At 53.3% G+C, this 19,523-nt stretch carries 24 protein-coding genes and 2 pseudogenes; 7 read left to right on the plus strand and 19 right to left on the minus strand.

Annotation, left to right across the window (positions count from 1 at the left end):
• Positions 1-18: 18 nt before the first annotated feature.
• Entirely contained in the window at positions 19-804 is a 786-nt protein-coding gene (locus AB7S84_RS06730) for an ABC transporter permease (RefSeq protein WP_020875571.1), read from the plus strand.
• A complete protein-coding gene (locus AB7S84_RS06735) occupies positions 801-1,841 on the plus strand; it encodes an ABC transporter ATP-binding protein (protein WP_020875570.1) in 1,041 nt (346 codons plus the stop codon). Before AB7S84_RS06730 ends, AB7S84_RS06735 begins: the two co-directional genes overlap by 4 nt.
• A gap of 42 nt (positions 1,842-1,883) precedes the next feature.
• Here AB7S84_RS06735 and AB7S84_RS06740 read toward each other — a convergent pair whose 3' ends face one another.
• Positions 1,884-2,297 (minus strand): winged helix-turn-helix domain-containing protein, encoded by a 414-nt coding sequence (locus AB7S84_RS06740; RefSeq protein WP_020875569.1) that lies wholly within the window; start codon positions 2,295-2,297, stop codon positions 1,884-1,886.
• 253 nt (positions 2,298-2,550) lie between these two features.
• On the opposite strand from AB7S84_RS06740, the gene fdhF reads away from it, so the two are divergent.
• The gene (gene fdhF, locus AB7S84_RS06745; RefSeq protein ID WP_078081236.1) at positions 2,551-5,322 is read left to right on the plus strand and encodes a formate dehydrogenase subunit alpha; all 2,772 of its coding nucleotides are present in this window, start codon (positions 2,551-2,553) and stop codon (positions 5,320-5,322) included.
• A 228-nt stretch (positions 5,323-5,550) separates the two neighbouring features.
• On the opposite strand, the gene AB7S84_RS06750 is transcribed toward fdhF, so the two are convergent.
• The 7 genes and pseudogenes from AB7S84_RS06750 to AB7S84_RS06780 form a co-directional block, all read right to left on the minus strand.
• Positions 5,551-6,633, minus strand: coding sequence for an endonuclease/exonuclease/phosphatase family protein (locus AB7S84_RS06750; RefSeq protein WP_020875566.1), 1,083 nt, complete (start codon positions 6,631-6,633; stop codon positions 5,551-5,553).
• Between the two features lie 52 nt (positions 6,634-6,685).
• Complete coding sequence (aqpZ, locus tag AB7S84_RS06755) at positions 6,686-7,405, minus strand: aquaporin Z (RefSeq protein ID WP_020875565.1); 720 nt, start codon at positions 7,403-7,405, stop codon at positions 6,686-6,688.
• Positions 7,406-7,686: 281 nt separating this feature from the next.
• Entirely contained in the window at positions 7,687-8,010 is a 324-nt protein-coding gene (locus AB7S84_RS06760) for a hypothetical protein (protein ID WP_428153573.1), read from the minus strand.
• Positions 8,011-8,052: 42 nt separating this feature from the next.
• On the minus strand, positions 8,053-8,538 hold the full coding sequence (locus tag AB7S84_RS06765; RefSeq protein ID WP_020875564.1) for a group I truncated hemoglobin: 486 nt from the start codon (positions 8,536-8,538) through the stop codon (positions 8,053-8,055).
• A gap of 154 nt (positions 8,539-8,692) precedes the next feature.
• Positions 8,693-9,316: an isochorismate family cysteine hydrolase YcaC gene (gene ycaC / locus AB7S84_RS06770; protein ID WP_040414325.1), complete on the minus strand. Its 624-nt coding sequence runs from the start codon at positions 9,314-9,316 to the stop codon at positions 8,693-8,695.
• Between the two features lie 33 nt (positions 9,317-9,349).
• Positions 9,350-9,598 (minus strand): annotated as a pseudogene (locus AB7S84_RS06775) (alpha/beta fold hydrolase); the annotation flags it as partial.
• 21 nt (positions 9,599-9,619) lie between these two features.
• Complete coding sequence (locus AB7S84_RS06780; protein WP_020875562.1) at positions 9,620-10,105, minus strand: DUF1772 domain-containing protein; 486 nt, start codon at positions 10,103-10,105, stop codon at positions 9,620-9,622.
• A 360-nt stretch (positions 10,106-10,465) separates the two neighbouring features.
• Between AB7S84_RS06780 and AB7S84_RS06785 the strand changes: the two genes are divergently transcribed.
• On the plus strand, positions 10,466-10,747 hold the full coding sequence (locus AB7S84_RS06785) for a type II toxin-antitoxin system RelE/ParE family toxin (protein ID WP_078081377.1): 282 nt from the start codon (positions 10,466-10,468) through the stop codon (positions 10,745-10,747).
• Between the two features lie 11 nt (positions 10,748-10,758).
• Positions 10,759-11,073: a HigA family addiction module antitoxin gene (locus AB7S84_RS06790; RefSeq protein WP_020875561.1), complete on the plus strand. Its 315-nt coding sequence runs from the start codon at positions 10,759-10,761 to the stop codon at positions 11,071-11,073.
• A gap of 268 nt (positions 11,074-11,341) precedes the next feature.
• On the opposite strand, the gene AB7S84_RS06795 is transcribed toward AB7S84_RS06790, so the two are convergent.
• From AB7S84_RS06795 to AB7S84_RS06805, 3 genes are all read right to left on the minus strand, one after another.
• Positions 11,342-11,602, minus strand: coding sequence for a Txe/YoeB family addiction module toxin (locus AB7S84_RS06795; protein WP_020875560.1), 261 nt, complete (start codon positions 11,600-11,602; stop codon positions 11,342-11,344).
• Positions 11,602-11,844, minus strand: coding sequence for a type II toxin-antitoxin system Phd/YefM family antitoxin (locus AB7S84_RS06800; protein ID WP_020875559.1), 243 nt, complete (start codon positions 11,842-11,844; stop codon positions 11,602-11,604). Before AB7S84_RS06800 ends, AB7S84_RS06795 begins: the two co-directional genes overlap by 1 nt.
• A gap of 119 nt (positions 11,845-11,963) precedes the next feature.
• Positions 11,964-13,103, minus strand: coding sequence for an NADH:flavin oxidoreductase (locus AB7S84_RS06805; protein ID WP_428153578.1), 1,140 nt, complete (start codon positions 13,101-13,103; stop codon positions 11,964-11,966).
• 146 nt (positions 13,104-13,249) lie between these two features.
• Between AB7S84_RS06805 and AB7S84_RS06810 the strand changes: the two genes are divergently transcribed.
• Both AB7S84_RS06810 and AB7S84_RS06815 read left to right on the plus strand, forming a co-directional pair.
• Positions 13,250-13,438, plus strand: coding sequence for a type II toxin-antitoxin system HicA family toxin (locus AB7S84_RS06810; RefSeq protein ID WP_078081235.1), 189 nt, complete (start codon positions 13,250-13,252; stop codon positions 13,436-13,438).
• Positions 13,439-13,447: 9 nt separating this feature from the next.
• Complete coding sequence (locus AB7S84_RS06815) at positions 13,448-13,864, plus strand: type II toxin-antitoxin system HicB family antitoxin (RefSeq protein ID WP_020875557.1); 417 nt, start codon at positions 13,448-13,450, stop codon at positions 13,862-13,864.
• Between the two features lie 135 nt (positions 13,865-13,999).
• Here the strand turns inward: AB7S84_RS06815 and AB7S84_RS06820 are convergent, their stop codons facing one another.
• The 8 genes and pseudogenes from AB7S84_RS06820 to AB7S84_RS06855 form a co-directional block, all read right to left on the minus strand.
• Entirely contained in the window at positions 14,000-14,845 is an 846-nt protein-coding gene (locus AB7S84_RS06820; RefSeq protein ID WP_020875556.1) for a PhzF family phenazine biosynthesis protein, read from the minus strand.
• Positions 14,846-14,854: 9 nt separating this feature from the next.
• Positions 14,855-15,307, minus strand: coding sequence for a RidA family protein (locus AB7S84_RS06825; protein WP_078081234.1), 453 nt, complete (start codon positions 15,305-15,307; stop codon positions 14,855-14,857).
• A gap of 220 nt (positions 15,308-15,527) precedes the next feature.
• Positions 15,528-16,841: a cation:proton antiporter gene (locus AB7S84_RS06830; RefSeq protein WP_020875555.1), complete on the minus strand. Its 1,314-nt coding sequence runs from the start codon at positions 16,839-16,841 to the stop codon at positions 15,528-15,530.
• On the minus strand, positions 16,838-17,050 hold the full coding sequence (locus AB7S84_RS06835; protein WP_020875554.1) for a PH domain-containing protein: 213 nt from the start codon (positions 17,048-17,050) through the stop codon (positions 16,838-16,840). Before AB7S84_RS06835 ends, AB7S84_RS06830 begins: the two co-directional genes overlap by 4 nt.
• A 19-nt stretch (positions 17,051-17,069) precedes the next feature.
• Positions 17,070-17,591: an AAA family ATPase gene (locus tag AB7S84_RS06840; protein ID WP_020875553.1), complete on the minus strand. Its 522-nt coding sequence runs from the start codon at positions 17,589-17,591 to the stop codon at positions 17,070-17,072.
• A 72-nt stretch (positions 17,592-17,663) separates the two neighbouring features.
• Entirely contained in the window at positions 17,664-18,167 is a 504-nt protein-coding gene (locus AB7S84_RS06845; protein ID WP_234979112.1) for a GNAT family N-acetyltransferase, read from the minus strand.
• Between the two features lie 86 nt (positions 18,168-18,253).
• Positions 18,254-18,683: pseudogene (locus AB7S84_RS06850) on the minus strand (hypothetical protein); the annotation flags it as partial.
• Positions 18,684-19,074: 391 nt separating this feature from the next.
• On the minus strand, positions 19,075-19,293 hold the full coding sequence (locus AB7S84_RS06855) for a type II toxin-antitoxin system Phd/YefM family antitoxin (RefSeq protein ID WP_020875550.1): 219 nt from the start codon (positions 19,291-19,293) through the stop codon (positions 19,075-19,077).
• Positions 19,294-19,523 lie beyond the last annotated feature (230 nt).

Below are 19,523 nucleotides of genomic sequence, written 5' to 3' on the forward strand. Positions count from 1 at the left end.
CGGAAGCCTGTTCCGACAATGCCGGGAAAGGAACCTTTCTTATGGATCACCATCACCTGCGGGTTTGCGGTGATGGTGTTCATTCTGCTGCCGCTCATGGAGATGGTCAAGGCACCTTCTTTGGCATTGCTCCTCGAAACGGCCGGATCAAGGGATGTATTGCGGTCGATATGGCTCAGCATCTACACCGCCGGTCTGGCCGGTCTCATATCGTTCTTCTTCGGAACCCCGCTTGCCTATCTGCTCGCCCGGCACAGTTTTCGCGGAAAAAGACTCGTGGAAGGCATTATCGATTTGCCCATTGTCATTCCCCACCCGGTCGTGGGAATCGCCATCCTCAGTGTTGCGGGAAAAAATCATTGGCTGGGACATCTCCTGTCGGAGCTGGGCATCCGCATCATGGGGAGTGTCACGGGAATCGTTATCGTTCTGACATTCGTTGGCATGCCCTTTTACATCAACGCCGCAAAAGACGGTTTTGAGAGCATACCACCCCGACTGGAGAAGGTATCCCGAAGCCTTGGGGCATCGATGGCAAGTACGTTCTTCCGGATCACCTTCCCCCTGGCGTGGCGGAGCATGATCGCGGGTGTTATCATGTGCTCCGCCCGTGCCATCAGTGAATTCGGCGCCGTCGTGGTTGTCGCCTACCATCCCATGACGGCGCCGGTAATGATATATGAACGCTTCGAGGGTTACGGGCTCAAATATTCCCAGCCGGTGGCGGTATGGCTGGTCTGCGTCTGCCTTATCCTGTTTCTGATGCTGCGGGTGGTCACCCTGCGGTCCGGACGTGAAGCTTGATTGCCATCCAGAATCTTCACATCGCACTCGGAGATTTCAGACTCAGCGGCATCGATCTTGAAATAGGGGCCAATGAATTTTTCGTCCTCATGGGACCCACAGGCGCCGGCAAAACGCTGCTTCTCGAAGCCATCGCGGGTCTCGTTCCCGTGAAGAGCGGGAAAATCATCCTCAACGAAAAAGATGTCACCCGTCTACCCCCAGAAAAACGGTTCGTCGGGATTGTATATCAGGACTATGCCCTTTTCCCCCATCTGACGGTGGAGAAAAACATCACCTATGGCCATCGGTATGCCAAACGTCAAAAGAAGGCGCTGGAAAACCGCCTGGACTATCTTCTGGACACCCTCGATCTCACCCATCTTCAACATCGATTACCCCTCAACTTGAGCGGAGGAGAACGCCAGAGGACGGCCCTGGCGCGAGCCCTGATGGTCAATCCCGGTGTTCTGCTTCTCGATGAGCCCCTCTCTGCACTGGATCCCCATTTTCGTGAAGAGATCAGAAATACGCTGAAAAAACTTCACACCGCTTCTCCAACCACCTTCATGATGGTGACCCATGACTTTGTCGATGCCCTGTCTCTGGGCAATCGCGCCGCAGTGATGAGTCGGGGCAGAATCGAGCAGGTCGGCAGGGTCGAGGAGATATTTCAAAGACCTGTCTCTCGATTTGTTGCGGATTTTGTCGGAATGAAAAATCTGTTCCGCGCAAATTTTGTCGATACAAAAGCCTTTGCGAAATCGGTGGAGGTGACGTTGGCGAAAAAGCCCGCCCAAGACAGTCGATACATAGCGTTACGGCCCGAAGATGTTGCCGTAAGCCTGAATGCGCCGGAGTCCTCCGGCGGGAAGAACTGTTACAAAGGAACCGTGATGGGGATTGTTGACCAAGGGTTCTCTTACGAGATTCACACCGCCGTCGGGGCGTTGACCTTCAAGTCTCTGATGACCAAGCGCCTGCTGTTTGAGCTATCCATCAAAGAAGGCAAAGAAGTATATCTTGCCTTCGATGCTTCGGCCGTTCATACCCTGTAACCATTCGGCGCACAAAAATCACGCATACCGAAAGCGTCAAGGTCACGTTTTTTCAATCGGATGTTCAGGCGATATCCCTGAGACGGCCACGTTTTCGAACAGGGCATCCGATTCGATCTCTACGGTGCGGTGAAGGTTACGAAATTTTTCCATGAGGGATTTCGCATAGGGGGTGAGTTGCGATCCACCACCGGACGACCCGCCGATATTCCGGACCAGGAGTGCTTTTCCCAGGCGCTCCTCCGAGGCCGTGATCCTTCCCCAGATCGCCCGATAACCCATCTTGAGCGCCTTGGCGGCGGCATTGATGGAGCCCAGACGCTCAATGGCTTCGAGGATTCTCATGCGACCCAATCCGAAAACCACATTTCCGTCTTCGTCCTCGATCCAGACCTTTGAACGGATGTAAAACGTTTTCTTTTCTTCAGTCATAATATTCAACACGTTATCATGCATCCACTCCTTCAGGCAAGACGAAACCCATCAGACCATTATGTCAATCTTGACACAATGCATTTGGGTGTGTTAATAGGCCCATGTAGTCATTAAAGGTCTGTTTGATCTGTTTTAACGACACAAAGGAACCTAAACAAACCTATAAAGATGTTTCAACCCCCGACGGAACGTATCCCCGCCGCTGTCCATCCCACGAAAGCGGGTTTTACCGCCGGTCGGATATTATCCACCCGATTGAAAGACAGAGGTAACGATGTCGGAAAACGCATTCTTTCTTAACGGCAACGAGGTGACATTCACGCCGGGGCAGACCATTCTCGAGGTCGCCGAGGCGAACGGCGTCCGCATTCCCACGCTGTGTCACCTGAAAGGTACCACGCCCACAGGCGCGTGCCGTATCTGCGTGGTGGAGGTGAAAGGCGCCCGGTCTCTGATGCCTTCCTGCGCCACCCCCGCGGCTCGCGGCATGGACGTCAAAACGGAATCCCCCCGGGTCATCAAAGCCCGGCGCATGGTCCTTGAACTGTTGCTGGCCTCGGGAAACCACAACTGCGCCGCTCCCGGCGGCGTGGCCGATGACGATTGGACCGGATTCCAGCTCGGTGTCCAGAACATGGACGGTACCGGTGATCTCTGTCCGGTCTGGGGAGACTGCAAACTCCAGGAACTGGCGTTCCAGTATCAGGTCCGGGGAAGCCGTTTCACGCCCAATCCGGGTAAATACCCAACGGAGTTGAAGAACCCTTTGATCGTGAGGGATTTTTCCCGGTGCATCCTCTGCGGCCGTTGCGTTCAGGCCTGCAACGAGGTCCAGGTCAACCGGGCCATCAGTCACGGCTACCGGGGCTATGACAGCAAGATCGTCGCCGCCGAGGACAAAGCCCTTATCGACTCCGAATGCGTATTCTGCGGTGAATGCGTCCAAGCCTGTCCCGTGGGCGCCCTGGTGGAAAAGAAATCCCGGTATGTCTGGCGTCCCTGGAAAGCGAAAAAGATCCGCACCACCTGTCCATACTGCGGCGTAGGGTGCCAGCAATGGCTCCATGTCCAGGACGGCAAGATCGTCAAGGTGACGGGGGTCGAGGATGGGGCGCCTAACAAGGGCCGCCTCTGCGTCAAGGGACGGTTCGGGTACGATTTCATCTACTCGGAAGAACGGCTCAAAACCCCGCTCATCCGGGATGAAAAAGGGGATTTCAGGCCAGCCTCCTGGGACGAGGCGCTGAACCTGGTAGCCGACAAATTCAAGCAGATCATTGCCGAGAGCGGGCCGGATGCACTGGCCGGCGTCAGCTGTGCCCGGAGCATCAATGAAGATTCCTATCAGATGCAGAAACTTTTTCGCGCAGTGTTCAAGACCAATAACATTGATCACTGCGCCCGTACCTGACACGCCCCCACTGTCGCCGGTCTGGCGGCAACATTCGGGTCAGGTGCCATGACCAACTCTTTCGACGAATTTTCACGGGCTGAAATGTTCCTGGTTGTCGGTTCCAACATGACCGAGGCTCACCCCGTGGCCGCGACGTTCCTGAAGAATGCCGTCATGAACGGAGCGAAACTCATCCTGGTGGATCCCCGTCGACACAAGCTGGCGGATTTCGCCGATCTGCACCTGCCGATCCGGGTGGGGAGCGACATCGCCTTTACCAACAGCCTGATGCAGGTGCTTATCGAAGAGGACCTCTACGACAAATCATTCGTAAACTCGTGCACGGTCGATTTCGACCTGCTCAAGGAGACGGTGGCGAAATATCCGCCGGAGAAAGCGGCGGACATCTGCGGCATCCCCGCGGAAAAGATCCGGGAAACCGCCCGCATTCTGGCATCGGTCAAGCCGCTCATGCTCTGCTACACCCTTGGCATCACCGAACATACCTGCGGCAGAAACAATGTCGTCACCATGGCGAATCTCCAGATGCTCCTCGGCAATATGGGCATGGAGTGCGGCGGCGTGAATCCCCTTCGGGGTCAGAACAACGTCCAGGGCGCCTGTGACATGGGGGCATTGCCCAACGTCTTTCCAGGATACCAGAAGGTGACCGACGCCGAGGCCCGAAAAAAGGTCGCCGAGTCCTGGGGGGTTGCAAGTCTGCCGGAGAATAACGGCCTCATGATCCCCCAGATGATGGAGGGACTTGTCGACGGCCGGATCCGCGGGTTTTATATCTTCGGCGAAAATCTGGCCAACACCGAGCCCGATATCCGGAAGGTGGAGCACGAACTGGCCTCCGCTGAATTCCTGGTTTGCCAGGACATCTTCCCCACCGAGACCACCCGTTTTGCCCACGTCGTCCTGCCGGCTGCGGCATGGAGCGAAAACGACGGAACCTTCACCAACAGTGAACGCCGGGTCAGCCGGGTCCGGACGGCCAGTGAACCGCCGGGTCAGGCCAGGCCCAACTGGTGGATTTTCCGGGAGATCGCCCGGCGCATGGGCCATCACTGGGAGTCGAACAGCGCCCAGGAGATCTGGGACAACGAGGTGTCGGTACTGGCGCCCCAGCTCTGCGGCATCAAGTACGCCCGCCTCGAGGGAGATGGACTTCAGTGGCCCTGTCCGGATGAAGCGCATCCCGGAACCTGCTTTCTCCACCGGGATGGCCAGTTCACGTGCGGTCTGGGTATTTTCACGCCGGCGGACTGGACACCGCCCGCCGAGGTGCCGGATTCGGAATACCCACTGGTGTTGAGCACCGGCCGGAGGCTCAGCCACTACCATACCCGCACCCAGACGGGGCGGTGCGAGGGCCTCAACGACATCCTGGGTGAAGAAAGCGCCGATATCTCTCTTTCGGATGCACGGACCCTGGGCATAAAACACGGTGAAATGATCAAGGTCAGCTCCCGCCGGGGCGAGATAGCGGTTCGGGCCAGGGTGACCCAGGAGGTGCCGCCGGGCATGGTCTGGATGGCCTTCCATTTCCGGGAGACCTGTGCCAACTGGCTGACCAATCCGGCTTTCGATCCCTTCACCCTGACAGCCGAGTACAAGGCCTGCGCTGTCAGGATCGACCGGATCTGAGTAAACCGAGGGATACGGCGGGAAAAAATTGCCGAACGCCCTCTTTTTTGAAACGGCACGTTACATCCACCGGTGCCGACCGTGCGTTGCACCGGTGGATTGACGGTGCCAAACGATGTCTTTGTCTATCCGATTGAAGTTGCCTTGAAAGGCCCCCCTGCCTCGACAGTTCCCGTAATGCCGTCCCTGAGTTTGGTTCACGCATGGGTCAGAAGCTGAAAAGCAGACTCACTCGCCGGGTTGGGGAACATCCGCGGGACTCACGTTCTGTTCCTTAATGATGGATTCTGCCCACGAGTGGTCATCGCTGTCGGCTTCCAAGCCGTTCTGAGCGATCCCTTCCATTGGCGTGTACGAAAGTGATGCGAGCAGCGGGAAGTGATCCGACCCGATCGGCGGCAGGCGTTCAATGGAACGCAGCGTGAAATGCCGGCTGTGGAAAAGGTGGTCCAGCGGCCAGCGAAGAAAGGGATAATCCGCATGAAATGTGTTGAACATGCCTCGACCTACTCGCGGATCCAACAGACCGCTGATCTTGCGAAAAAGTCGTGTTGTCGCCGACCAGGCGACGTCGTTGAGATCACCGGTGACGATGACCGGCTGCGCGCTGTCGGTAATGCTGCGGGCGACGATCAGCAGCTCGGCATCCCGCTCTCCGGATTCGGCATTCTCCGTAGGGCTCGGCGGCGCCGGATGCAGAAAATGAATCCGGACGCCGGCGCCGTTACGCAGTCTCAACAGGGCATGCATTGACGGAACGTCATCCTCGACCAGAAATCGGGTCTCCGCCTCATCGAGGGGCAGGCGTGAATACACGTGCATGCCGTAGAGGTTATCCAGCGGGCACTTTATGGTATGCGGCATTTCAGGCTGCAGGGTGTCCAGTCGGTCCTGCCACCATTGATCAGACTCCAGCGTAACCAGAACGTCGGGGCTGCGCTCTCTGACCAGCGCAAGAAGCGCCTCGGCATTACGATTGGGGGTCAGCACGTTGGCCGTCATAATGCTGAGATGCCGTTCAAAACGGTTTTCCTCCGCCGCCTGAACCTCGTGCGGCCATAAGCGCGTGTAGGGTGCAATCCACCAGAACTGCCAGGCGAGGCAAAAGAGCGTTGGAACAATCAGCATCCACGCGCCCGTGCTCCCAAAATCCAGAAAAATTGATTGCGCCGATAACAGGACTATTGCCGCAACCGAAAACTGCATGCGCGGGAAGTCCATCCCTCGAATGATCCAGTGCGGATGGCGCCACAGGGGCAACAGCGTCACAAGGACGAGCAGAAACGTGGCAAGACTCAACGTTACAAACATGCAAAGCCCTTTCCATTCACCTCACATCAGCCAGGGGATGGACAAACACCTGTCAGCTTTTTTCGCTGCCGATAAACCGATAGATCGCCGCTCCCAGCATACCGCCGATGATCGGGGCCACCCAGAACAGCCAAAGCTGTGAGATCGCCCAATCGCCTGCAAACAGCGCAACACCCGTGCTGCGGGCAGGATTGACCGAGGTGTTTGTAACCGGGATGCTGATCAAATGGATGAGCGTCAGGCACAAACCAATTGCAATCGGTGCGAACCCCTGTGGTGCCCGAATGTCGGTGGCGCCCATAATGACCAGAAGAAACATCATGGTCATGACCACTTCAGTGATCAGGGCAGCCGGCAAACCATACCCGCCGGGCGAGTGGGCACCGTAGCCGTTTGAGGCAAAGCCGGCGGACACATCAAAGCCTGCCTTACCGGAAGCGATCAGATACAGAACACCACCTGCCGCAACCCCGCCCAGGACCTGCGCGACAATGTAGGGCAAGAGTTCTTTTGCCGGGAAGCGGCCCCCGGCCCAGAGACCAAAAGAAACCGCCGGGTTGAGATGACAGCCGGAAATGTGCCCGATAGCGAAGGCCATGGTGAGCACGGTCAAACCGAATGCCAGTGACACGCCAAGCAGACCAATGCCGACATCCGGGAACGCAGCAGCTAAAACCGCGCTGCCGCATCCGCCAAGAACCAGCCAGAATGTTCCAAAAAACTCGGCGCCATACTTTTTCATGCTATTCTCCCTTTTATTGTTGATGATCATGCCCAATGCTCCGGCTTAGCGGCGAAGGGACGGGGCCGCCGACCGCCGGTTGACAGTACGTACCATCTATCGGCCGATTTCGGTTATGGGGAGTGATGGTATTCAATTTGCGGAAGGTTCGAATCAGCCCAATCACATCGTTTCATACCGGTATTTCCTTTGGTGAATAACGCTGCCGATCACCGGTTGCCACGCATCGGCATCGAAATCGCAATCCGGTGCACGGACAGGTATACACCCGGCATAGGCGTAACTTATGGAGGGGGGGGGGTGAAAGTTCCCTATGGATGAATCCTGCCGATATCGCGAGATATAGACATAAACATCAACCAAAAGCAAGGGCGTTTCGCAAAGCGGCCCGTTATGCCCCGGCAGCTTGGGAGATAGTGCAGTGCATAGTGTTCTGGGGGCGGATCGCCCGTTTCCGGCTCAACGCGCTCATGCCCGTTCTGCAACTCGGTATACTCTGCAATGACATGATCGGTCATTGCCTGATATTCCTGCGAAATCGCCGCGAGCCCGCAAATGACGACCCGAAATTTTTTAACTGGCGCCCTATTCTCGCTGAGCAAATCCCGAGACGTTTTACCTTCAATGAGCTGCATCCTGATCAAAGCCAAACCTTATGGGTTCAGCTGCCGTTACCTTCACCTGCCGCCCTGGGACGCCACGATATCAGCCTTCGTCGAACGAACGATGTCGAGCAGCTCCTGAGTCTCCTTCGCCGGAACGCGATGCTTCGCGAGCACTTCTTTGAAAATGGTCACCATACGCTCCCACTCCCGTTCCGTGATGTTCAGGTGGGCGTGAGACGCCTTCATCCCGCGGCCATGGTATTGACAAGGGCCGCCGGCAGCCTGGCACACCATGGCCGTCACGTGATACTTGAGATACGGCGCCGGCACACGTTTTCTCGCGGCATCGATAGCGGGATTCGCATTGAGGAAGGCATCCGGCATGAGCGCATCGATAAAGTCGCTGACAACGACCGAAATCGGTGCGAGACCACCCAGTCGCTCGTAGAGCGATTGCTGCTTTTGCGATGATTCACCTTGCGCGAACGCCGTGCACACCCCTCCTGTCACAAGGGCGATAGCGGCAAGCACCATCCAGAGCGTGTTACGTTTGAACATGATTGACCTCCTTCTGCTTGCGAGGGTTTGTCGCATGGCCCCGAAATAGAGATGCAGAGCGGTCGCCGCCAACATCGGCGCGCGGCGCTGTCCTTTGGATGCCGTTGCTGCAAACGCTCTGAATCGCTTCATGGCCTCCGGGTCGAAACCGCCGCTACTTCCTGACCGTGTAGCTCGTAATCAGGTTCCGGTAGTTCGGAATATACTCGGAGAAGAGTGCGCCGAGACCTTCGATGTCGTTTCGCCAATCCCGGTGCAACTCGCACGCCACGCCGAACCAACTCATGATCTGAACACCTGCTGCGGCCATGCGTGCCCATGCGGCGTGCCTTGTAACCTCATTGAACGTTCCGGAGGCATCGGTCACCACAAAAACGTCGTATCCAGCCTCGACGGCTGAGAGCGCCGGGAACGCCACGCACACCTCGGTGACCACCCCGGCGATGATCAACTGCTTCCGGCCGGTCTTTTGCACCGCATCGACAAACTCCTCGTTGTCCCAGGCATTGATCTGCCCGGGACGTGCGATATACGGCGCGTCGGCGAACAGCTCCCTGAGTTCCGGCACCAGAGGTCCATTCGGTCCATTCTCGAAGCTTGTCGTCAGGATCGTGGGCAGCTTGAAATACTTGACACCGGCCGCCAGAGCAAGAACGTTGTTCTTGAACTCACCCGGCGAGAAGTCCTGTACCAGAGAGATCAGACCCGACTGATGATCGATCAGCAGGCAGGCCGCGTCGTCCTTCGAAAGCCGGGTATACTTGAATGGTCTGTTCATGAGAATCCCCTCCTTTTCATAAGGCTTCTCTTCAATGACGAGATGGCCCGCATCCTCAATTATGCGGAGAATCGACTTCGGAATCATGCCGTGAAGCGCCTCTCCTCGTTCCGGCGGTATCCAACTATCCTCCCGCCCCCAGAGAATTAAGGTAGGTGTAGTGATCGTAGGATAAAGCAGCTGGCTCTCGTCACCATTAACCCCGCCGGCACGCGAGGCTTTGCAGGGAAGGCGAAGCCGAAACGAAAAAGCCGTCGCTGTCCCCGGTCTTGTTGAGCACACCCCTACAACGCCATGTGCGTTTCAGGTGCCGGTGGATGAAGACTCGACCTCCTGCAATACCCCGAATATCAGCAGGGTGAATCCGAGAAACCAGGCGATGAAGGCGGCGACATGCCCATATTCCCAGCGGCTACGCAGTTCTGGATATATCTCTATCGCATTGCCGCCACCCGCTCGAAGCGCCTCGGCCCAGGCGACATTTACCGGCTGGACGAGCAGGAACCAGATAACGAGGGATAGACCAAGGCATCCTGCCCCCAAAACCGTTGAACGGACCGCCGCCCGGCGGCGCAGAAGCCCCGCGAGTGAGACAGCGGCGAAAAAGGCGAAGATCTGAATCGGCCCACCTACAAGACCAAAGTACCGGTAAAGCGTACTTGTGACCTGCATGTAGAACCGAGCCTCATATTGCATCCGAACAGGCAGCTCGAGCACGTGAGCACCGCCCATGATGAGCCCAAGTGCGGCAAGCAGGAGCGTCACGAGCCACCAGGTACGTAACAGCAAAACATTCTCCCCTAAACGGCGCAGGCCGAATCTTAAGCCATATCAGAACTTCCTTAAATATATACCTGAATGTACATTCAAAGCGCAGCTTGTCAACCCTTACGCTGTGGGGCCAACGCAAAACTTTACGGCGCGCCCTTTACGTCATCAAACACCGCGCACTTCTTATGCGATATCGACATCTACTCTTCTTCTCTCTTTTGTTTATAGCGCCGCTGAATTGGCAGTTTCGAGCATAACGCTCCGCGTCTGCGGTGAGAAAAGCGAGTCGACCAACACGATGTTGTTGGGGCAACCCACTTTAATCTTTCTATGTTTTACGCAGTTGACATCCGTCACGTGATTGTTTACAGTAGGTTCATGATAAAAACATTTGCCGATAAAGAAACCCAGCAATTATTTGTTTCCGGCAAATCGAAACGCTTACCATCCGATTTATTACGAAGGGCAATAAGACGTTTAGAATTTATTCACTTTGCAAATGACATAAAAGACCTTTTGGTGCCACGCAGCAACAGGCTCCATGCGCTTAAAGGCGACAGGAAAGGGCAACACTCAATATCGATAAATGACCAGTGGCGAATATGTTTCCGTTTCATTGAAGGCGATGCCTACGATGTTGAGGTTACCGATTACCATTAAGGATAAGAGCAATGGCTATACCCAATACGACAAAGCGTGAAATTAAGCCGACTCATCCCGGTGAAATGCTTAGAGAGGATTTCATGCCGGACTATGATCTGAACACGGCTTCCATGGCAAACGCATTAGGCGTGTCACGCCAAACAATTAATGAAATTTTGAGAGAACGACGTGCTATCAGTCCGGCTATGGCGCTAAGATTATCTCGACTTTTCAGCAATTCACCGGAATTCTGGCTGAATGCCCAGCATTCGTGGGACCTTTGGGATTCGGAAAAACGCTACAGTAAAGAATTGTCTCAAATCCGACCCTTGAATGCCGCATGATCTATCCCCAGATTCCGATAGCCCCAACGCCAAGGGTAACCGAACCCGCTGGGTTGAACACCGGTTTGATTCTGAAACGCCGTCGGCCCGGAATCCGCAGGGCCGGTATAATTTGATGGTCAGGACATCTATCGTTTCAGCGGGCGGACAGCCGTCCGCCCCTACGGGGATCTCTCCGAATATGCATTCCCTGTTCTACGTGCAGACTGTGATAAAATATTTGGGTACATCTTCCTCGGCGTCTGCTCAACGCCTATCTTATGCCATTCTATTCATAATGGGTCCACATTCGTAGCACTTTCACAACATTGGCTTCATCGATGATTTGATAGATCAGCCGGTGTTGTATGTTGATTCGACGTGCATACGCGCCCGCCAAATCGCCGATGAGCTTTTCAAAAGGAGGAGGGGTCTGGTAGGGATTTTCTCGCAGGATATCAAGAAGTGTCTCGGCTTTTTGGCGCAAACCCGCGAAGGATAATTTTTTAGCGTCTTTTCGAGCCTGTTTCGTGAAAACGACCCGCCACATTACCATTCGATGTCGTCAGTGCACTCTTCGATGGGCGTTGCCAGCCCTTCCCGTATCGACTCGCGCATGCCCGGGATATTCAGCAAGTAGAGCGTTTCCTGTATAGAGCGCCAGTCATCCTCTGAAATAAGAACGGCACTTCCTCGCTTGCCGGTTATGACAATCGGTTCATGCGAAGACGATGCCTCGTCGATAAGACGGTAAAGCTTCGATCTCGCTTCGGTTGCCGTTAAAGTGGGCATAATACACCTCATTTGTTTACAGTTGATGGCCCCTTAACGGTACGTCATTACGTACGTTTTGTCAAGTGTGGTATATCGAGCATGACTTAAAGCTCAGTTCCGCCGCTACCCTTTGGCGGTCAACTGAAGCGACTGGTTGTATGCTGTCCGGAAATTTTATTTTTTTCCAGTTCCCTTGTGACGCAATACACCCCGTGGCCTTCAAAGCCCGGGGTGAAGCACAAGTTGTCGGATTTACATTCGGCTTTACGCAGATCGCCGTTTTTCCAACGGTTGATCAAATCAGGCTCCCGAATAAACGGCCTGCTCATGGAAATGTAATCGGCAATCCCTTCGGCAACTATTCTGTCGGCGATCGTGAAAGATCGCAAACCGCCAACCAGGATCAACGGTGTTTTTATATTGCTTTTGAAGTGTGTTGCATATTCTTCGAAGTAGGCTTCCTTATCTTCTGTCGTAATACCGGGTCTGCTTGGCGAAAGCTTACCGGTTCTGATGATGCCGCCACTGACTTCAATGGCATCGAAGCCTGCATCGGCAAAGAGTTTGGCGGCCTTCAATGAATCTTCTCTGGTTAGTCCGTTCTCAATAAAGTCCGAACCATTCATCTTTACCATTATGGGATAATCTGTTCCGACAACTTCTCTTATGGCCTGATATATTTGCAGATGAATTCTGACCCTGTTCTCTATCGCCCCGCCGTATTCGTCCTGTCGCTTATTGTAGGCAGGGGAGAGAAACTGGCTTAGTAAATAGCCATGCCCGGAATGGATTTCAAGACCATCAAAACCGGCCACCTGGGCCCTTTTTGCCGCTTGTGCGTACGATGAAACAAGGCGCTGGATTTCAACGGGTGTTATGGTCTTGATGTTTCCTTCCGGAAAACCGGCAGGATCCGACACGGCTAATGCCGGCCGACCTGTTAACGCCACCTCGGCATACAGGCCGGCATGCGCAAGTTGCATAACAATTTTGCCGCTGTTTTCATGAACGGCTGAAGCCATCGCTTCCAGTTTCGGAATGAGTTTGTCATCATAAACGCCAAGCTGCCAGGGAGTCCCCTGCCCTTCCTGCGAAACATAAGAATGGCTTGTTATAATCAAGCCGACACCTCCCTTGGCGAGCGATGCCATCATTTCCATCAATTCAGGGGTGGCTTCACCTTTTTCGGTTGCCAGTCCTTCCCATGTAGCCGCCCGAACAAATCTATTTTTCAAGGACATCTGATTAATTGAGCTTTCTTCAAACAATCTACTCATGCGCGATCTCCGTTTTTGTCACATATAACGTGGCCTTCACCGGCGGGAACGGAGCTCAGCGGAGTTCCCGTCCGAGTGAAAGGCAACGTTATCCAGATTCCATAAACAATTGACAAGGCCCCATATAATGTGTATTGTTACACACTATGGACAGCCGGAAAATCATTCAGATACTCAAACAGAACGGCTGGTATGAGATCGCCAAAGTTGGCTCTCATACACAATTCCGGCATCCACAAAAAAAGGGACGCGTAACCGTACCACACCCTGAAAAGGATATACCGATCGGCACATTAAAGAGTATCGAGCGCCAGTCGGGAATTAAGTTCACGTGAGGCAATATCATGGCAAATTATATAGCTGTCGTTCATAAAGCGTCCAAAACTGACTTTGGCGTATCTTTTCCAGATTTTCCGGGTTGTATTACCGCTGGGCAAACCGTGGACGAAGCCAAGGATTTAGCCCAAGAGGCGCTTGCACTCCATGTTAAAGGAATGATTGAAGACGGCGATGAAATGCCGGCTCCATCCAAACTCGAAGATATAATGGCTGATGCGGACTACGCTGATGTCATCGCTTATCTGGTAGTTTCTATTCCGGATACCAAACCTCGCACCGTAAGGATCAATATTACCGTGCCAGAGATGACCCTTAAGCAAATTGATGCAGCAGCCAAAAAAAGGGGAATGTCAAGATCCTCCTTTCTCGTTCATCTCGCGCAGAACGCGATTCATTCAGATCATTCTCAACCATCGGCATAGCACTCATTTCGATTGGATAACGGTTGAGCTCACTGGTTTTCACGAAGCGCAGCGGAGTGAAAATCCAGTGAAGCGATTTGTTGGGCGGTTATTACGGATTGACGCCGCACTCGATTACACAACCTTCCTTCGACATTACTCTGCCTCAATCGGAACCGCAGTACCTCTTACCACAATTCCTCCTGTAGCAGGTATTTCGACTGTCAGTCGACTCGGACGGCCCATCGCTTCCCCTTGACGGATGAAAATGGTGGCGGGCACAGCAATGAGTTCGGCTTCTCGGAGATACCCGCCAAGCGCAGCTGCCGCCGCACCCGTGGCCGGGTCTTCCACAATCCCACCTACTGGAAATGGGTTGCGAGAGTGAAATACATTCGTACTCTCTCGCCACACCAATTGTAGCGTAGTAAGTCCTTCTCGAAGCATAAGCGCCTTCAGTCTCTCAAAGTCATAATTTAACCTGGCCAGTCTATGCGGATCATTGATGGCCAACACCAAGTGCCATGCCCCAGCGTAAGCTCTGGCAGGAGGAATTGAGCCATCGACATCACTCGATTGCCAGCCAAGCGCGGAGAGCGCTTCGTTGACAAGTACATCGGAAGCACCTGTGTACCTTGGCTCCACTGAAGTCAACGAGGCTTCACGCACCTCACCTTGGGAATGAACGGTGATTGAGACCTCCCCCACAGCAGTTGTCAATCGATATGTACCGTCCCCTTCAGTCTCGCCGAGCACTACACCTGTAGCAATAGTAGCGTGACCACAAAACGGCACCTCCATCTCAGGACTGTAATAACGAATCGTTCGGTTCTGTCCGAAAGTCGGCGCCACAAAGGCAGTTTCGGAGTAACCGACTTCAGCCGCAATTCGCTGCATAACATCTGCAGATGGCAAGGTCTCACCAACCCAAACGCCGGCGGGATTACCACCCTTGGGGTTGTCCGTAAACGCTGCCCGACGATAAAGTTTTCCAGAATTCATTATGCATCCTTATTGAGTGTCAGTAATCCCGTCTGACATCGCGTTTGGCTTGTATGCAACCGCATCAATCTCGACTGCAGCTCCACGTGCTAAATCGGCTCCACCAACCGTGATACGTGCGGGAGGATCACTGCCCATCACTTCAAGGTAGGCCTCGTTCATTTCCGGGAAAGTCTTTATATCAGCCAGAAAAACACTGATTTTTACAAGATCGGAAAAAGAAGCGCCGCATTCCTTTAAAATGAGGCCAATATTTTGAAGAGCCTGAGCGGTTTCCGCCCTGGTTCCACCCTCTACAAGCTCCTTTGAGTCTGGTTTAGTTCCCAGTGTACCTGAAACATATATAAAATCCCCAGCAATCACTGCATGACAAAAGGAAGGGAGACGACCAAGACCAGATACGTTTATTTTTTTGTCTTCATTTTTGATCCCCTGAGAAGATGCTTGCGCACCTATTATCATAGTTTACGAGCTGATTACTATATGAGCCCAACGTTGGCGTTGAGCGGCGGGCGAGCGTATCGTCAATGTCCTCTACCGTGAACATGACGCGCAGGTAACCGAGAGCGTTCACTGGGGCATTGCGGTGATCGGCGACCACTGCCGGGGCAAGAAATCGAGGCAGCGCGATAGCGCCGTCCGCTGCAACTGGTTGTTCGGCAGCCATACCATAATCTGTGCGTCAGTTACGTTCAGTAGCGACCCAATTCATCACTGACCGAGCCGTGATTCCATGTACAAACACGGAGATGGTTACTACGGCAATTACTATCGCCCAGACAGACATGGCTTCTGGAAAGTGCGCATGATAGACTCCGTAGGCTAGGTAATAGAACGAGCCTATGCCACGAATGCCGAAGAAAGAGATCGCAAGTCGCTTGCGACGCGGAAGATCCGAGCCAACGAGTCCTATCAACCCGGAAATCGGACGAACTAAGAACACGATACATACCACAAGGCCCCACATGGGTAGTGTCATGTGACCCAAGAGGCCGGAGGCCGCATAGGCGCCTAGGAGATACATCAAGACCGCAACAAAGACACGCTCGAATTCCTCGGAAAGTTCGTGAAGTGCGGCATGGTATTCATGGCTGCACTCGACGTCACGAAATACGCAGGCGCCTACGAATACCGCGATGAAGCCGTAGCTGGATAACAGCTCGGCAAAACCATAAGGGACCAGCGTAAGGCTAAGCACCGCAATACCCGTCATGGTCTTCGGCAGGCCTCGGGTGGCCGGAAACCTAAAGAACAACTGAGCCATCAGCCAGCCGCTGACGGCACCGACCAGCACGCCGACGATGATTTTGTAGAAGACATCAATAATCAGCCAGCCGAGTAACCATTCCGAAGGTGCCAGTCCGACCAAGGCCACCGCAATCGCCAGGTTGGTGAAGGGGAAAGCCAGTCCGTCATTCAGTCCGGCCTCTGTGGTCAGCGCAAGTCGGGTACTGGAATCATCGGGCTGTCCCGGCGCCGTGGTCTGCACATCGGAGGCCAGTACCGGATCGGTAGGTGAGATTACAGCGCCAAGCAGCAGCGCGGCCGCCGGCATCAATCCTGCTAGCCACCATCCCAACCACGCAGCAAAGGCAATGCTCAGCGGCATCGTAACCGCGAGTAGCCGCCAACTGACCGTCCAGGTCGTGCGGGCGAACGGGCGGTTAATCTTCAGTCCGGCCGAGGTAAGCGCGATAATCACCCCCAACTCGGTCAATCGTTTTGGCCACCATGCATCGTCGACCAAATCGGGCAGGGTTGGTGCCCACGGCAACAGAAACAGGAGCGCGCCGGTGGCCATGTAGACAAGGGGCGCAGTAACCATTAACCGGTCCGAGACGAGCCGGGGCAGGATGACCGCTATCAAGACGATCAAGCCGAGAACCAGTAGGCCCACATCATACAACTCGACGGTAAACAAACCTGGATCATTGAATTCGATAAGTTGCTGCGCCTTGTAGGGCGAATTGGTGTATGTAAAGGAGAGCTGAGTCATATTCTTCTTAAGTAGATCTCCACCTTCTTGCCGTTGAATCCCTGAGGGTCTCTGACGATGAGCCGCTTGTTCGTGAAGATGGCAGCATCCCGAAACGTCTTGTATGCGGCAATCGCTGTCTCGCCCGACACGAGCAGATCGGTCACGTCTCCCGAAATTGGACACTCGGACACAAGTGTCCACCCTAGGATCGCGTTTGTTTCAGCCATGAAATCCCCCCTGGGCTGGTTAACCTATGTTTCTGTTATTAATATAATAATTTAGTTCAAAAAAACTTTTATCTATTGATTTTTTTGCTGTATCTATAATTACTCTATCTTCTTTCCATTCATGATATTCTCGGTCTACAACTTCTTGCCAACTTGGAAGAGCGAAGTTTGGAATGTTTGAGGATCTTGATTCAACCCTTTGCTTATGAATTTTATGATTAGAGCAAATAATTTCGATGTTCATGAAAGCTGCATCTGCTGAACATGCAACCTCTTGCCATTCATCCCTTGTGAGTTGAATTGGGTTGCAGGAGTCTGCAATTACGCTATTACCAATTTGTAGATTGTCTTTTGCTACTCTGTAAGATAATCGGTAGCCTTCACCTTGGACATTTAAAGAACATAAATCTCTTAAGGCTTGTTCTATCGTGTCGATGCTTAAATAGGTGGCGTTTGTATAGCTAGCCAGCATTTTAGCCAACGTCGATTTTCCAACACCTGGAAGACCAGAGAATACGTATAAAGTTGGCCTTGTTTTCATTTCAATAGGTTAACGCCCGCATTTGCGGCTGGTTTGGAGCGCAGCGGAAACCAGTCCGACAACATGCGATTGTTATGTTTGAAGCCACTTATACATGACCAATGCATCTACAAGCCCTTTTTCTGGGTGATTAAACGCTTTGGGGAGCCTGCCGACCGTCTCAAACCCGAGCTTGCGCCACAAACGAACCGCCCCTTCATTGCTTGACGCTACGAAATTGAACTGCATTGCTGCGTAACCAAGTTCTAATGCAACTTTTTGCGAATGTTCGCACATGGTTGTTGCTATACCCCGACCTCTTGTTTTCGAAGAAACCATATAGCCACAGTTACAAACATGACTTCCCGGCCCGGCTTGATTTGTTTTCAAATAGTACGTGCCCAGGATTTCACCGCTCTCTTCGAATACAAAGCTCTTACGTGGAGCCTCTATCCATAGTTTCTCTGCCTGATCCATGGTCGTAGCGGGATCATATGCATAGGTTTCGCCAGCTTTAACAATTTCATGGAATATAGGCCAGATTGATTCCCAATCTTCTTTCAATGCCTCTCTAATGTTCATGCTGATTTTTGACACTTGATTTTCGATTCCACCTTTATTTCAACGGATTACTGCAGTCAAAAAAGGTCTTGGCACTACCGCACGGGTTTATCCGCACAGGCTCACACCTCCCGGATCGTCGGCGGCATGGCGACGCCGACCGCCTGGAAGATTTTGCCGCAAACGCTCTTGCTTCTACTCCGGATCGCGAGACGTCTATCGCCTTCTTCGATGGTCACCTGCTGCAGTGCTTTCAGGTCCTGTTTGACATCCGCCCAGCGGACTTCCCGGTATCTGCCCGGATGCGAGAGTATGGCCTCCCGAATCGTCCTGACCCGACGCATGCGGGTGCCCAGGATGTTAAGGGATGGTATTTTCCGGATCCGCCAACGTCTTCAGGGTATCCGCACTGATCATCCCGCGATCGGCGACAATGCAGAGACGGCCGATGTTGAAACGGTTTCGCAGTCTCGCCACAATCGGCAGCAGCGTCTTGACGTCGGTGGTGTTGCCGGGCCACATCTCGCAGCAGATCGGCTGCCCCTTGTCATCAGGGAACGAATCAGGGTCTCGACCCGGCCCTTGTCATGCAGATGGTCCATACGACGCAATGTGGCAATCACGCGTTGTCTGACCCTACCGGTCCCTTTGCGATTTTCGACAATCTGCAGGTATTGATATCTGCCGGACTTTTTGATGCGTGCAAACATGGGAGCCTCCATTCTCAGCGTCACTCCCATGATAGCTGCTTGAAAACCATGCATCAAGCATAAAAGCGCGATTCTGTGGCACTACCTTTTTCGGACTTTTCAAAAAGCGGTATCGTGATTTCAGGGTGTTATGTTCATTGAACGATCGCTCACTGTTAAAGATTAGTTTAAAGATTCCTTCATCGGCAGAAACGGAGTGCTGCGGAGTTTCTGTCCGGGTGTAGGGCAAGTTTCTACCGCTCCCTTCCTTCCCGAATAATATCCACTATTTCTTGTGTGGTAATTTTTGCTTTAATTGAAGGCACATCCAATGGGGAAGAAACGACTTTTTCCGGAACCAGCGCAAAGGTTCTGCCGTCCTTCCTTCGGATTAGTACTTTTCCCGTGTTTTCTGCCTGCTCAAGAAGCATGGCAAGTTTTTGTCGTGCTTCAGAATATGTAAAAACCTGCATTCTAAACCTCCAGAGTTTCAACATTAAAATTTGAGGCAGATGCGATCAGCTTTCTATCCAATGTCAATAACGGAGCCTTATATCAACCCGGCAATTAAAAAACCGAACATACTGCATAGTGAATTTTAGGATGCTTGAAGTACTTCATCACTCGATTCGGCAGTTTTTGAAGCTTCCGCAAGTGTGATATCGCTTTTTTCTTCAACTGCTTTTTAGTTCTTGCCGGCACG

This window comes from Desulfococcus sp., assembly GCF_050178255.1.
Taxonomy (GTDB): Bacteria; Desulfobacterota; Desulfobacteria; order Desulfobacterales; family Desulfococcaceae; genus Desulfococcus; species Desulfococcus multivorans.